Origin of the sequence: Actinomycetospora corticicola, from assembly GCF_013409505.1 — a bacterium.
GTDB classification, from domain to species: Bacteria; Actinomycetota; Actinomycetes; order Mycobacteriales; family Pseudonocardiaceae; genus Actinomycetospora; species Actinomycetospora corticicola.
The window spans coordinates 5,666,144-5,679,809 of record NZ_JACCBN010000001.1 but is presented as its reverse complement, the minus strand read 5'-3'; the positions used below and the strand labels follow the sequence as shown (position 1 = coordinate 5,679,809).

Annotated in this window: 9 protein-coding genes; 4 read left to right on the top strand and 5 right to left on the bottom strand. The window is 74.1% G+C overall.

The features are described 5' to 3' along the window. Positions 1–46 precede the first annotated feature (46 nt). A complete protein-coding gene (locus tag BJ983_RS27670; protein ID WP_179796755.1) occupies positions 47–1,441 on the top strand; it encodes an AMP-binding protein in 1,395 nt (464 codons plus the stop codon). Here BJ983_RS27670 and BJ983_RS27665 read toward each other — a convergent pair. Beyond that, positions 1,404–5,399 carry a glycosyltransferase gene (locus BJ983_RS27665; RefSeq protein WP_179796754.1) on the bottom strand — a complete coding sequence of 1,332 codons (3,996 nt, stop codon included), beginning with the start codon at positions 5,397–5,399 and terminating at the stop codon, positions 1,404–1,406. The genes BJ983_RS27670 and BJ983_RS27665 overlap by 38 nt on opposite strands. A gap of 217 nt (positions 5,400–5,616) precedes the next feature. On the opposite strand from BJ983_RS27665, the gene BJ983_RS27660 reads away from it, so the two are divergent. After that, complete coding sequence (locus tag BJ983_RS27660) at positions 5,617–7,284, top strand: ATP-binding protein (RefSeq protein WP_179796753.1); 1,668 nt, start codon at positions 5,617–5,619, stop codon at positions 7,282–7,284. Here BJ983_RS27660 and BJ983_RS27655 read toward each other — a convergent pair. Then, positions 7,216–7,899, bottom strand: coding sequence for a response regulator transcription factor (locus BJ983_RS27655; RefSeq protein WP_179796752.1), 684 nt, complete (start codon positions 7,897–7,899; stop codon positions 7,216–7,218). The genes BJ983_RS27660 and BJ983_RS27655 overlap by 69 nt on opposite strands. Positions 7,900–8,018: 119 nt before the next feature. Here BJ983_RS27655 and BJ983_RS27650 point away from each other — a divergent pair, with 119 nt between their 5' ends. After that, positions 8,019–9,443, top strand: a complete 1,425-nt coding sequence (locus BJ983_RS27650) for a cation:dicarboxylate symporter family transporter (RefSeq protein ID WP_179796751.1) — start codon at positions 8,019–8,021, stop codon at positions 9,441–9,443. A gap of 62 nt (positions 9,444–9,505) precedes the next feature. On the opposite strand, the gene moeZ is transcribed toward BJ983_RS27650, so the two are convergent. From moeZ to BJ983_RS27635, 3 genes are all read right to left on the bottom strand, one after another. Then, positions 9,506–10,681, bottom strand: a complete 1,176-nt coding sequence (gene moeZ / locus BJ983_RS27645) for an adenylyltransferase/sulfurtransferase MoeZ (RefSeq protein WP_179796750.1) — start codon at positions 10,679–10,681, stop codon at positions 9,506–9,508. 90 nt (positions 10,682–10,771) lie between these two features. Beyond that, entirely contained in the window at positions 10,772–11,782 is a 1,011-nt protein-coding gene (locus BJ983_RS32585; protein WP_179796749.1) for a DUF3152 domain-containing protein, read from the bottom strand. Continuing rightward, complete coding sequence (locus BJ983_RS27635) at positions 11,779–12,825, bottom strand: alpha/beta fold hydrolase (RefSeq protein ID WP_179796748.1); 1,047 nt, start codon at positions 12,823–12,825, stop codon at positions 11,779–11,781. The genes BJ983_RS32585 and BJ983_RS27635 overlap by 4 nt, the downstream gene beginning before the upstream one ends. Before the next feature lie 177 nt (positions 12,826–13,002). On the opposite strand from BJ983_RS27635, the gene BJ983_RS27630 reads away from it, so the two are divergent. Further along, positions 13,003–13,665, top strand: a complete 663-nt coding sequence (locus BJ983_RS27630) for a TetR/AcrR family transcriptional regulator (protein ID WP_179796747.1) — start codon at positions 13,003–13,005, stop codon at positions 13,663–13,665. Position 13,666: the final 1 nt, after the last annotated feature.

Below are 13,666 nucleotides of genomic sequence, written 5' to 3'. Positions count from 1 at the left end.
CCCATCGCGGCACGAGACGGGCGGCGAACGGGGTAGTCGATCCGACGTGACGGTCCAACCGATCGGTGCCGCGCTCGACCTGCTCGCCGACCGCGACCCCGACCGACCGGCCGTCCACGAGGTCCCGAGCGGGCGCACCGTCACCCGCCGGGAGGTCGCGGACCGCTCGGCGGCGCTCGCCGCCGCGTGGGCCGACGCCGTCGCGCCCGAGGACCTCGTCGGCCTCCACCTCGGCAACACCGCCGACCTCGTGGTGGCCTGCGCCGCGGTGTGGCGGCTCGGCGCGACCCCACTTCCGCTGCCGCCCGAGCCCGCGACCGTGCTCGACGTGGCCGCGCCCGCCCTCGTCGTCGGGAGCCTGCCCGATCCGACGCCGGGCCGGATCGCGGACCGGCCTCCGGCGTCGTCGTGGAAGGCGACCTCCTCCGGCGGCAGCACCGGCGCGCCGAAGGTGGTGGTGTCGACCGGCCGCGCGACCGTCGATCCGGACGCCGACGTCGCGCCGTACCTGCCGCGCGAGCAGATCCAGCTGGTCAGCGGGCCGCTGCACCACTCGGCGCCGTTCACCTACGCGCTGCGCGGCCTCATGACCGGGCACACGCTCGTCCTGCTCGACCGCTTCTCCCCCGCGGCCGTCCTCGCCGCGATCCCGCGCTTCGGCGTGACGTGGGCGCTGCTCGTGCCGAGCATGCTCCATCGCCTGGCCCGCCATCCCGACGTCGGGGCGGCGGACCTGGGATCGCTGCGTCACCTCGTCCACCTCGGCGCGCCGTGTCCGCCCGGGCTCAAGCGGTGGTGGCTGGACCGGGTCGGCGCGGAACGGGTCGTCGAGGTCTACGCGAGCTCGGAGTCGGCCGGGATCACGATGATCCGGGGCGACGAGTGGCTCGCCGCTCCGGGCTCGGTGGGCCGCCCGGTCGGCGGGTCGGAGTTCCGGGTGGTCGACGCGCGCGGGACGGAGCTCCCGACCGGGGAGGTCGGCGAGGTGATCATGACCCGCACCGGCGGTCCCCGGTACCGCTACCTCGGCGGGACGGCCCGCCGGGTCCCCGGGTGGGAGGGGTGGGACGCGCTCGGCGACCTCGGGTGGCTCGACGACGAGGGCCGGTTGTTCCTCGTCGACCGGGCCGACGACGTGATCCGCCGTGACGGCCACGAGGTGCACCCGGCCCGCGTCGAGGCGGCCCTGGAACGGCATCCCGCCGTCCGGTCCGCGGCGGTGTTCGAGCTCCACGGCGGGGTGCACGCCCTGCTCGACCTGGACCGGGAGGCCGACCCGGACGCGGTCGTCGCCGCGGCGGAGCTCCCGCCGTGGGCGGTGCCGACCGGTGTGGAACTCGTCGGGGGCCCGCTGCGCGACGACGCCGGGAAGGTGCGGCGGCACGCCCTGCGCGCGGCCCGGCTCAGCGGCGGTGCCGGCTCGGGGCGTCGAGACGGCTGAACCGGTCGTCGACGTCGTCGCTGCGGTGGTTCCCCGTGGTCCGGGTCGGAGGCTCCGGTGCGGGGCGGCCGTCCGGTTCCTGGCGCGGCGAGGGCGACTCGTCCCCGAACGACATCAGCCGCCGCCGTCCGGTGGGCGCGCGTCCGACCACGCCGGTCACGGCGTCCGGCTCGGGGGCGCGGCGGGTCGCCGTCGTGGCCGGCTCGGGCTGACGCCGGTTGTCCGCGGGTGCGGCGGAATGCGTCACCGGTGGGGCACTCTGCCGCACTCGCGAGGCCGGGACCGGCGTCGGCACCGGCGTCGGCACCGGCGTCGGCCCGCTGGGAGTCCGGGAACCCGGCGTCGGCGCACTCGGGGCACGACCACCCGCCGTCGGGACCGGGGTGGGGGTACTGGGGACGCGACCACCCGCCGTCGGGACCGGCGTGGGAGCACTCGGGACGCGACCACCCGGCCGCGGCCCCGGGCGCACAGCGGGCCCCGGCTGCGACGACGGGCCCGCGCGGCGGGACTCCGGCACGGCTCCGAAGGTGGGGTCGCGACGGAAGTCCGAGGCCGGCCGCAGGGCGTTGAGCGCCGCGAGCGGGCTCTCCTCGGTCTCGGCGGGCACCACCATCGCGCCGGCCGGGATCTCGGGCGGCCGCGGGGCCGCGCGCCGGGGTCCCCGCGGACGCAGGGGCCGCTGGGCCGGGCCGGGGATCAGCGCGGGTCGGCGTCCGGCCGCGAGGTCCTCGATCCAACCGAGGCCGAGGGCGAGCACCACCGTGAGCGCCACCGCCGTCCCGACCAATTCGCCGGTGCCCGTCCACTCGAACCGCTCGTCGATCAGCGGGGCGACCGCGATCGCGACGTTGTGCCAGAGGTAGATCGTCACCGCGCGGGCGTTGATCACGGTGATGATCCGGCCGAGCAGCGGGATCCGCTCCAGCCACGCGAGGCGCGGCGTGTAGCGCAGCACGAGCAGCACCGCACCGAGCGACACGAGCGCCTGGCCGAGCGGGATGTCGTTGAGGTCGATGCCGTTGTCGCCGGCCGGGTTCGCCAGCGCCCAGGCCGTCCCGGCGCCGATCGCGACGCCCGCGGCGAGCAGGGCCCAGCCCCACGGCATGCGGCGCAGCGTGCCGTCGCGGTGCGCGAACCCGAGCATCCAGCAGCCCGCGAAGATCGAGGCGTCGGTCAGCGCCGTCCCGACCGCCCCGAAGTCCCGGATCGCCCCGCCCAGCACCGCGTCCAGCGCGACGAGGGCCAGCGGCACCGTGATCGCCACGGCCGGACGCCGCCGCCAGGCCCAGAGCAGCGCGGGGGTCAGCAGCACCAGCCACAGGTAGGTGCGGATGTACCAGAGCACGACCGTGGCGTCCCCGGCCCACTCGCTGCCCGGCGGGTCGAGCAGCGGCACGAACCAGAACAGCCACTCGGACGCGTTCGGCGTCTCGTCGGGCCCGAAGCCGTGCCAGACCATGATCGGGACGACGAGGAGCCCGAACAGCCAGAACGGCGGCAGCAGGCGCTTGAGGCGGCGCCCGATCACGTCGACGGCCTCGGCGCGCGCCAGCGACGCGAGCATCAGCGACCCGCCGAGCGCGAACATCACGCCCATCGAGGGGAAGACGAAGGACAGCCAGCCCCAGCCGACGATGTGGTAGCCGATCACGCGGACCAGGGCGATCGCCCGGAGCACGTCGAGCCACCGTGTCCGCTCGAGCGGCTTCTCGTCCTTCACGACGACGGGTGCGGCCGGCTTCGACGGTGTGTCTCTCCTGGCGCCGGGTGCACGCAGTGCCGCATTGCCGGCACCGGCAGGTGCCGCCGCCGGCACCGGCACGGGCGCCGCCTGGCCCGGCATGAGGGCCCGCAGGGCTCCGAGCCGCTGGATCCGCTGCCACCGCACCCGACCGCCGGTGACGGCGGCGAGCAGCGAGCGGAGCAGCACCGCGTACATCAGCGGTCGGTAGAGGATCTGTTGGACGGGGGCGACCCAGAGCGGCGCCATCGGTTCGCCGTCGAGCCGGAACGCGTAGGCGGCCGCCGCGGTCTGCACGACGAGCATCGAGCCCCACAGCACCAGCGTCAGCGCGGCGTCCCCGAAGAGCAGCCCGTAGACGAAGAAGAGGTCGACCAGCGGCGCGGCCAGCGGGAACAGCACCTGGAAGACCCCGATGTGGCCGAGGCCCAGCCACCCGGTGCGACCGGAGGCGCCGCGTTCCCGCAGCGAGCGGCGGTGCTTCCAGACCGCCTGCATCGTCCCGTAGGTCCACCGGTAGCGCTGCCGCCACAGCTGGGAGAGCGTGGTCGGCGCCTCGGTCCAGGCGATCGCCCGCTCCTCGTAGACGACCCGCCAGCCCGCACGGCCGAGCGCGATCGTCAGGTCGGTGTCCTCGGCGAGGGTGTCGAGCGAGAGGCCGCCGACCTCGAGCACCGCCGCGCGGCGGAACGCCCCGGCCGCGCCGGGGATCGTCGTGATGGCGCGCATCGTGTCCTGCACGCGCCGGTCGACACCGAACCCGACCACGTACTCGATGTGCTGCAGGCGCGGGATGAGCGCGGCCCGGTTGGCGACCTTGACGTTGCCTGCGACGGCCCCGATCCCCGGGTCCGCGAACGGGGCCACGAGGTGGGCGATCGTGTCCGGCTGGAACACCGTGTCGCCGTCCATCATGACGACGAGGTCGTGCTTCGCCCGCGCGACGCCGGTGTTGAGCGCGATCGGCTTGCCGCTGTTGGGCTGCCGGATCACCCGCACCGCGGGCAGCCCGAGGGACTCGACGAGCTCCGCGGTCCCGTCGGTGGACCCGTCGTCGACGACGAGGATCTCCAGCGGGTGGTCGTTCGCGAGGATCGAGCGCAGCGTGGCCTCGATGTTCTCGGTCTCGTTGTAGGCCGGGACGATCACCGACACCGGCGGCGGCGCGGTCGGCGGCGGCCCCCACGAGAAGGCGGGATCCCGACGACGGCGGGCGTGGCGGCGGGCGACGACGAGCGTCAGCAGCAGCCGGAGCACGACGACGAGCCCGACCCCGATGAGCAGCACCTGCAGCACGCGGACGGTGCCGGTGGCGAGGTCGACGGCGCCGACCAGACCGCCGCCGACGAGCCGGTCGCGCTCGGAGGCGGGGGCGTGGGCCGAGGGGGCGCCGACGGCGCCGGTCACGGTGTCGAAGCGGTAGCCCTGCGCCTGCAGCTCGGGGATGAGCCGGTCGAGCGCGGCGACGGTCTGCGAGCGGTCGCCGCCGGCGTCGTGGAGCAGGACGGTCGCGCCGACGCCGTTCGCGGGCGTCGCGTTGCGGACGATCGCGTCGACGCCGGGGCGCTGCCAGTCCTCGCCGTCGACGTCGGTGAAGACGTTGACGTAGCCGTCCTGCCCGGACTCGAGCACGGCCTCGTAGGCGCGGTCGTCGATCGCGTCGGGCGTGGAGGAGTAGGGGGGGCGGATGAGGTAGGTGGTCTCGCCGGTGGCCCCGGCGATCGCGAGCTGGGTCTCGCCGAGCTCCCGTTCGAGGCGCCAGCGCGGGACCTGGGAGAGGTCGGCGTGGGTGAACGTGTGGATGCCGATCTCGCTGCCGGAGGCGCGGATCTGGCGCAGGAGGTCGGGGTGGCGCACGCCGAGCGACCCGACGACGAAGAACGTGCCCGGCACCCGGTGCTTCGCGAGGACCGCGAGGATCTGCGGGGTCCAGGTCGGGTCCGGCCCGTCGTCGAAGGTCAGCGCGATGGTGCGCGGCGGGAGGCCCGTCGAGCGCGCCGGGTCGACGCGTCCGTCGACGAAGGTCCCGCCGCGGGACACCGTGGGCGGCACGGCCGCGCTGTCGCCCTGGTCGTGGTTCGCGTCGTTGCCGATCGTCGCGTTGACCAGGCCGGTCACGCCGAGCACCGTCGCCACGAGCAGGCCGAGCACGACGACCACGAGCCACGTCCCGAACGACGTGCCGGAGCGCTCCGGGCCCGACCGACGTGCCACGTGCGTTCCCCCCATCGCCCTCGACGCGGCCACGCACCGTGACCGTGTCCGCAGTGTGACATCTCGTTCCGGTCACGTCGTGAAGGCCCGACAGTGCCAGTTCACGGTCGGTCATCTCGCTCGGGCGATGCGTCCGATTCCTCCCGGTTGTTTGTCACGGTTCGGAGCATCGTGGCCGGACTTGCGGGTGCCCGGTGGGCACCGTCACGGTTTCCGGGTGCCCGCACCCCGCCGCCGTTCCCGCCTCGTCCGACGCCTCCTGGTCGTCGAACTGGTGACGGTCCTGCTGACCGTGCTGATCGCGGCGGGCGTCAGCGCGGTCAGCACCCGAACGCTGGTCGAGGACGACGAGGCCGCCCGGATGCTCGGGCTCGCGACCACGCTCGCCGTCGCCCCGGGCGTGCCGGAGGCCGTCGCGGCACGCGACGTCGCGCGCCTCGAGCCCTCCGCCGAGGCGGTCCGGGTCGATGCCGACGCCTCCTTCGTCACCGTGATGACGCCCGACGGCACCCGGCTCACCCACCCCGACCGGGCCCTCATCGGGCAGACCTACCAGGGCACCTTCCTCCCCGCCGCCCGCGGGGAGACGCTGGTCGAGACGTTCCCGGGCACGCTCGGGCCGTCCGTGCGGGCGATCGTCCCGGTGCGCGCCGCGCCGGGCGGACCCGTCGTCGGGATGGTGGCGGTGGGGCTGCTGCGCGTCGACGTCTTCTCCCGGGTGCTGCGCGAGCTCGGCTACCTGGCCCTCGGAGCGGTCGCGGCGATCGGGATCGGCACCGGTCTCGCGCTGCTCGCCGCCCGGCGGGTGCGCCGCGACACGCTCGGCCTCGAACCGTCCGAGATCACCGCGCTGCACCGCCACCACGAGGCGGTGCTGCACGCGATCCGCGAGGGGCTGCTCGTGCTGGACGCCGCCGATCGCGTGGTGGTGGTCAACGACGAGGCGATGCGCCTGCTCGAGGTGCCCGGACCCGCCGTCGGGAGGACCCTCGCCGAGCTGGGGGTGGACCCGGCCCTGGCGGCGCGGCTGGCCGACCCGAGCACGGTGTCGGACGAGTCGCTGCTCGTGGGCGAGCGGCTGCTGCTGGTGAACCGGACGCTCACGGACGACTCGTGGGTGATCACGCTGCGGGACCGCACGGAGGTCGAGCAGGTGATGCGCGCCCTCGACGATGCGCGCTCGGTCGCCGGGGCGCTGCGCTTCCAGGCCCACGAGCACGCCAACCACCTGCAGGCGGTCTCGACGCTCATCGAGCTCGGGGCCCACGACGACGCCCGCGAGCTCGCCGTGCGCTGGACCCGCGACCTCGCCGACCTCGGCGCCGACCTGCGCGAGCGCATCGCCGACCCCGCCCTCGCCGCGCTGGTGCTCGACAAGGCGACCGACGCGCGCGACCGCGGCGTCGACCTGCGCATCACCGGCCGGACCGCGCACACCGACGGCACCGACGACCTCGTCACGGTCGTCGGGAACCTCGTGGACAACGCCCTCGACGCCGTCCTCGCGACGGCGGGCCGGGGCGTGGTCGAGCTGGCGCTCGCCGACGCCGACGACGGGCTGACGATCCGGGTGGCCGACGACGGGCCGGGGCTGGCCGACCCCGCGGCGGCGTTCACGGCCGGCTGGTCGACCAAGGGAACCGACGACGGGGGCCGGCAGACCGGGAAGACCGGTCCGCGGGGTCTCGGGCTCGCCCTCGTCGCGCGCGTGGTGGAGCGCCGCGGCGGCACGGTGACGACGGGTCCCGGGGTGGACGGGACCGGCACCGGCTTCGTCGTCGTGCTGCCCGCGGTGTCCCCGTCGGGTGCGGCTCCCTCAGGTGCTCGCGAGCCGGTAGCCCACGCCCCGCACGGTGACCACGAGGCCGGGGACGCCCAGGCGTGAGCGCAGCGCGGCGACGTGCACCTCGAGGGTGCGTCCGCCCGCGTCGGCGCCGTGGTCGTCGGGGGCGAGGCCCCAGACGTCGTCCAGCAGCTCCTCCCGGCTGGCCACCCGGCCCTCCCGCCGGGCGAGCGCGGCGAGCAGGTCGAACTCCTTGCGGCGCAGCGCGATCTCGGTGCCGTCGACCCGCACCGACCGGGCGCCCAGGTCGACCTCGAGGGGCCCCGCCGTGATCGTGGAGGCGAGGGCGTGGCCGGACACGCGCCGCATCACGGCCTCGATGCGGGCGAGCAGCTCGTCGATCGAGAACGGCTTGACCACGTAGTCGTCGGCGCCACTGCGCAGACCCATCACGCGGGCGCTGTCGTGGCCGCGGGCGGTCACCGCGATGATCGGCACCGTCGAGCGCCCGCGGATCCGCCGGCAGACCTCGATGCCGTCGAGGTCGGGCAGCCCGAGGTCGAGCAGGACGAGGTCGGGCGGGTCGGCGGTGTCCGCGACCATCTCGACCGCCGACACGCCGGTCGACGCGGTGCCCACCCGCCAGCCCTGGGCGCGCAGCACCTTCGCCAGTGCGTCCCGCACCGGTGCGGTGTCCTCGACGAGCAAGACCTTCATCGCTGGCTCAAGTGTTCCTCAAGTTCCGGGCGTGTGACCTGGGTGTGGAGGGCACGGTGTTCCTAACCTCACGTCACCGCCTGAGAGCTGTACCACGTTCCACCGTTGAGGAGACACCGATGTCGACGACCACCCAGGCTCCGCCGACCGATCCCCCGCCCTCGAGCTCGAAGCGGGGCGGCGTCTACAAGCAGCTCTGGTTCTGGGTCATCGTCGGCATCGTCGCGGGCATCATCGTCGGCTTCACGGCCCCCGGCTTCGCCTCGGACCTCAAGGTCCTGCCCGACATCTTCATCCAGCTGATCAAGATGGTGACCGCTCCGGTCATCTTCTGCACGGTCATCGTCGGCATCGCCTCGATCGGCAACCTGGCCGCGGCGGGCGGCATCGCGGGGCGGGCCCTCGCCTACTTCCTGCTCATGACGCTGATCGCGCTCGGCCTCGGGCTGGTCGTGGTCAACGTCGTGCAGCCCGGCGCCGGGTTCCCCCAGATCCCGCCGGACCCGGCCACGCTGGCCGAGGCGCAGGAGGACATCGCGAAGGGCGCCCAGGGCGGCGGCGCGCTGGACTTCATCCAGGGCACGCTGCTCCCGGAGAGCTTCCTCGGCCCGTTCGTCGAGAACGAGATCCTGCGCGTCCTCGTCCTCGCGATCCTCGTGGCCGCCGCGACCTCGATGCTGGCCCCGGCCCTGCGCAAGCGCGTCGTCGGCGGGATCGACCTCATCGCCAAGGTCATCTTCGGCATCATCCGCATGATCATGTTCCTGGCGCCGCTCGCGGCCTTCGGCGGTATCGCCTACACCGTCGGCGCCCTCGGCGGGGAGAGCCTGACGAACCTGCTCTCGCTCATGGTGACCTTCTGGGCGACCTGCGCGATCTTCGTCTTCGGCGTGCTGTTCGTGGTCTGCGCCATCTCCGGCTTCAACGTCTTCAAGCTGATCCGGATGATCAAGGACGAGATCCTCATCATCGTCGGCACCTCGTCGTCGGAGACGGTGCTCCCCCGGCTGCTGGCCAAGCTCGAGGCGGCGGGCGCGTCCCGCTCGACGGTCAGCATGGTGCTGCCGACCGGGTACTCGTTCAACCTCGACGGCACCTGCATCTACCTCACGATGGCGGCCCTGTTCATCGCCCAGGCCGGCGGGCAGGACCTGCCCTGGGGGGTCCAGCTCGGCCTCGTCGCGCTGATGCTGCTGACCTCGAAGGGCGCCGCGGGCGTCTCCGGCGCCGGCCTCATCACGCTGGCCGCCTCGCTGCAGGCCTTCGGCGGAGAGTTCTACACCGTGGAGTCGATCGCCATCGGTATCGCGATCATCGCCGGCATCGACCGCATCATGAGCGAGGGCCGCGCCCTCACCAACGTCATCGGCAACACCGTGGCCGTCATGGTCGTGGCCGGTTGGTGCGGTGAGCGGGACGACGAGAAGTTCCAGGCCGCCCTGAACGACCCGTCGCTCGTCCGCGACGCGATCGAGCAGGAGACCCACGGCGGCGAGGACGACGTGGACGCGAAGGACCGCACCCCGGTGGGGGCGTCCGCGTAGTCCCCTCGCGAACGCACGAAGGGCCCCGCCGGAACTCCGGCGGGGCCCTTCGATCGTGCGACTCAGTACGTCGGCAGGGAGGTGTCGACCTGCTGGGCCCACCCGGTCACGCCGCCGCCCACGTGCACGGCGTTGGAGAACCCGGCGTTCTGCAGGGCCGCGAGCGCCTCGGCGGAGCGCACCCCCGACTTGCAGTACAGGATCGTCTGGCGGTCCTGCGGGATCTCGGCGAACGCCTCACCCGAGAGGATCTTGTCCTTCGGGATGAGCTTGGCGCCCGGGATGCGGACGATCTCCCACTCGTGGGGCTCACGGACGTCGATCAGCTCGAACTTGTCGCCCGCGTCGATCTTCTCCTTGAGCTCCACCGCGGTGATGGTGTGCCCGGCGGCGGCCGACTGCGCCTCGTCGGACACGACGCCGCAGAAGGCCTCGTAGTCGATCAGCTCGGTGATCTCGACGGCGTTCGGGTCGCGCCGGATCTTGACCTCGCGGTACTCCATGTCGAGGGCGTCGTAGATCTTGAGCCGACCGAGCAGGGTGTCGCCGATGCCGCAGATCAGCTTGATCGCCTCGGTGACCATGATCGAGCCGATCGACGCGCACAACACGCCCAGCACGCCGCCCTCGGCGCACGACGGGACCATGCCCGGCGGCGGGGGCTCGGGGTAGAGGTGCCGGTAGTTGAGGCCCTGCCCGTTCGGGGCGTCCTCCCAGAACACCGAGACCTGGCCCTCGAAGCGGAAGATCGAGCCCCACACGTAGGGCTTGCCGAGCAGCACCGCGGCGTCGTTCACCAGGTAGCGGGTGGCGAAGTTGTCGGTGCCGTCGAGGATCAGGTCGTAGTCGCGGAAGATGTCCAGCGCGTTCGACGAGTCCAGCGCCTGCTCGTGCAGGTTCACCGTGACGAACGGGTTGATCTCGGCGACCGACTCCTTCGCCGACTGCGCCTTCGGCTTGCCCACGTCGGACTGGCCGTGGATGACCTGGCGCTGCAGGTTCGACTCGTCGACGACGTCGAAGTCGACGATGCCCAGCGTGCCCACGCCGGCGGCGGCCAGGTACAGCAGGGCCGGGCTGCCGAGGCCACCCGCGCCGACCACCAGGACCTTCGCGTTCTTCAGGCGCTTCTGACCGTCGACGCCCACGTCGGGGATGATGAGGTGCCGCGAGTAGCGGGCGACCTCCTCCTTCGTCAGCTCGGCGGCCGGTTCCACCAGGGGCGGCAGGGTTGCCATCGCGCGTTCAGCTCCTCTAGGACGACTGCTCGGTCCGATTCAACCGCACGTCCCGGTCGCGTGTTCCCGACGACGGGTGCGGTCGCGGTCTCAGCGGACCGGGTTCGGCCAGGCGTTCGGCCGGCAGACCTTGCCGTCGCGGGGGATCTGGATGCCCTGCGGGTTGTCGTCGGTGAGCTGCGCGAGGTAGTCGTTCGACACGCCGAAGCTCTGCTGCATCATCACCGGCGCCAGCGCGCCGCCCGCCGGGCAGGGCACGTGCTGGTTGCGGAAGACGTGCCCGACCTCGTGGTTGATGGCGTACTGGCGGTAGAGCCCCAGCTGCCCCTCGAAGGCGGCGGCCCCGCGCACCCAGCGCGACCCGTTGATCAGCACGCGTCCGATGTCGGACTTCCAGCACGAGGCCTCGTAGCGGATCTGGTAGCCGCACTGCGCACGGGTGGTGAGCTGCGAGGTGAGGCTGATCCGGAAGTCGGGGACCACACCTGCCGCGGCGTCGACGCGGCGGAGCGCGATCTGGCCGCTGCCGGTCCAGCTGCGGGGATCGTCGAGGGTCGCGTCGACCGCGGTGGCGAACGCGGCGTCGCCCTCGGCGAGCACCGCCCCGTCCTCCACCTCGACGGTGTACGTGTAGACCCGCCCGGTCCCGACCTGCGGGGTCGCGCCCGGCACCACCCGCCACGTGCCCTTCCCCGACACCGGGAAGTCGCCCCCGGCCGGCAGTTCCGCGGTGGGGATGTCGACGCCGGCGAAGTCCCCGCCGGACGGTGCCTCCCCGACGACGGGCCCCTGCTCGGCCGCCGCGGCGGGCGAGCGCACGTCGGTGGTCTCGGCGCTCGGCGTCAGGAACCGCACGACCACGAAGCCGGTCAGGGCCAGCAGCACGACGGCGAGCGCGGCGAGCGTCCCGCGACGGGACCGGGAGGGCGTCCCCGACGCTGCTGCGCGTCCCGACGGCGTCCACGAGGCGGCCAGCGGCTCACCGCGACGCCGGGAGCGGCGCCCTTCGGCGGCCGCGCCGGCACCCCGGTCCGACCGGTCGCCGTCCGCCTCGCGGGCGGGCGGGCGCGTCCGGTGGGACGAGCCGGTCGGTCGGGTCACCCCAGCACGGTCCCACACACCGGACGAACTCCGACGGTGTCCCACGTACCGGCCGCGACCGCATCGACCATCCCGAGGACGGCCCGCGCGACCACGGCGGGTCGTTCCATCTGCGCCACGTGGCCCGTCCCCGGCAGGCGCAGCAGGCGGGCACGGGGGATGGAGTCGACGGTGCGTCGGGCCTTGCGCACCGAGATGAGCCGGTCGAGCTCGCCCCAGACCACGAGGGTGGGGGTGCGCACCCGTGCCGCGATCGACCACAGCGAGCGCGAGCGGGGGGCGAACCAGGTGGACACGAGGCCGCCGAAGGACCGCTGCAGCGCCTCCGCCAGCCACGGGTACTCGGCGCGCTCGGTCGCCTCGGTGACGGCCTGGGCGAAGGCGGCCGGGCTGACCGCGTCCGGGTCGGCGTAGCAGAGACGCATGGTGCGCCGCAGCCGCGTCCCCGGGTCCTCGGCGGCCAGCTCACGGCGCGTGCGCGCTCCGACCAGCGGGATGGCCGCCAGCGCCATCTTCCCGTCGCCGAGGCGCGCCGGCGCCGGGCGCAGGTCGGGCATGGCCGGGCTGACCAGCGTCGTCGTCAGGACCGAGCCCGGGTTCTCGGCCGCGACGCAGAGCGCGACGGCACCGCCGAGCGAGTTGCCCACCAGGTGCACCGGCTCGCCGAGCGAGGCGACGTAGGCGCCGACGGCGTCGGCGTGGGCGCGCAGCGAGTAGTCCCGGTCGACGCGGGGGGTGGAGTGGCCGAAGCCCGGGAGGTCGACCGCGTGCCCGGTCCACCGCGAGGAGAGCGCGCCGGCGAGGTCGGTCCAGTTCGTGGCCGAACCGCCGAGCCCGTGCACGTACACGACCGTGCCGGACGGCGCGCCGGTCGCCGGGGTGTCGCGCACGTGCAGCTCGAGCCCGTCGACGGTCACCCGGCGTCCCGGCCAGTGCGGCGTGGGGTCGCCGATCGGCCCGAGCGCGCCGGTCGGGGCGAGCGGGACCGGGGTCCCGTTCACCTGCGGGCCACTCCCCGGAGCCGTGATCGTCACGATGACCATGGTGCCGGTGGACGACAGGTGAAGCGAATCCGCCCGGCCGGTGTCCCGGAGGGCGACGGTCGGCGAACCGCGCGTGACGGACGCGTCGGAGCGTCACGGTCGGTAGGGTCGCCCCGACCGGTCGGGGCGGCACACGTGCGCCCGGACGGGAACGCGGACGAGGGGAGCGGTGAGTCGATGAGCGAGACCGGAGCGGCGGCGCAGACGGCGGCCGGCGGATCCCCCGCCCCGGGTCCGGGGGGCCGGCCCCGCATGTCGCGCTCGCAGCGGCGCGCACAGCTCCTGGCGGCCGCCCGGTCGGTGTTCGGGGCCCAGGGCTACCACGCGGCCGCGATGGACGAGATCGCCGAGCGCGCCGGCGTCAGCAAGCCGGTGCTCTACCAGCACTTCCCCGGCAAGCTCGACCTCTACCGGGCGCTCGTCGAGTCCGCCGCCAACGAGATGGTGCGCACGGTCCGCGCGGCGATGCGCTCGACCACCGACAACAAGGCCCGGGTGCACGCCGCCGTGCAGGCCTACTTCGACGTGGTGTCCTCGCGCGACGGTGCGATGCGCCTGGTGTTCGAGACCGACACGCGGGCCACGCCCGAGATCGCGGAGATCGTCGACCGGGCGACCAGCGACTGCATCGACGCGGTGACCGAGGTCGTCACCGCGGACGCCGGGCTGGAGCCGGAGCGGGCCCGGCTGCTGGCCGTGGGGCTCGTCGGGTTGTCCACGACGGCGGCGCGCTACTGGCTCGACGCCGGGCTGCAGCCCCCCCGCGAGGACGCCATCGCGCTCATGTCCACGCTCGCGTGGCGCGGCATCGGCGGCGGGTTCCCCCGGCAGGAGGGCTGAC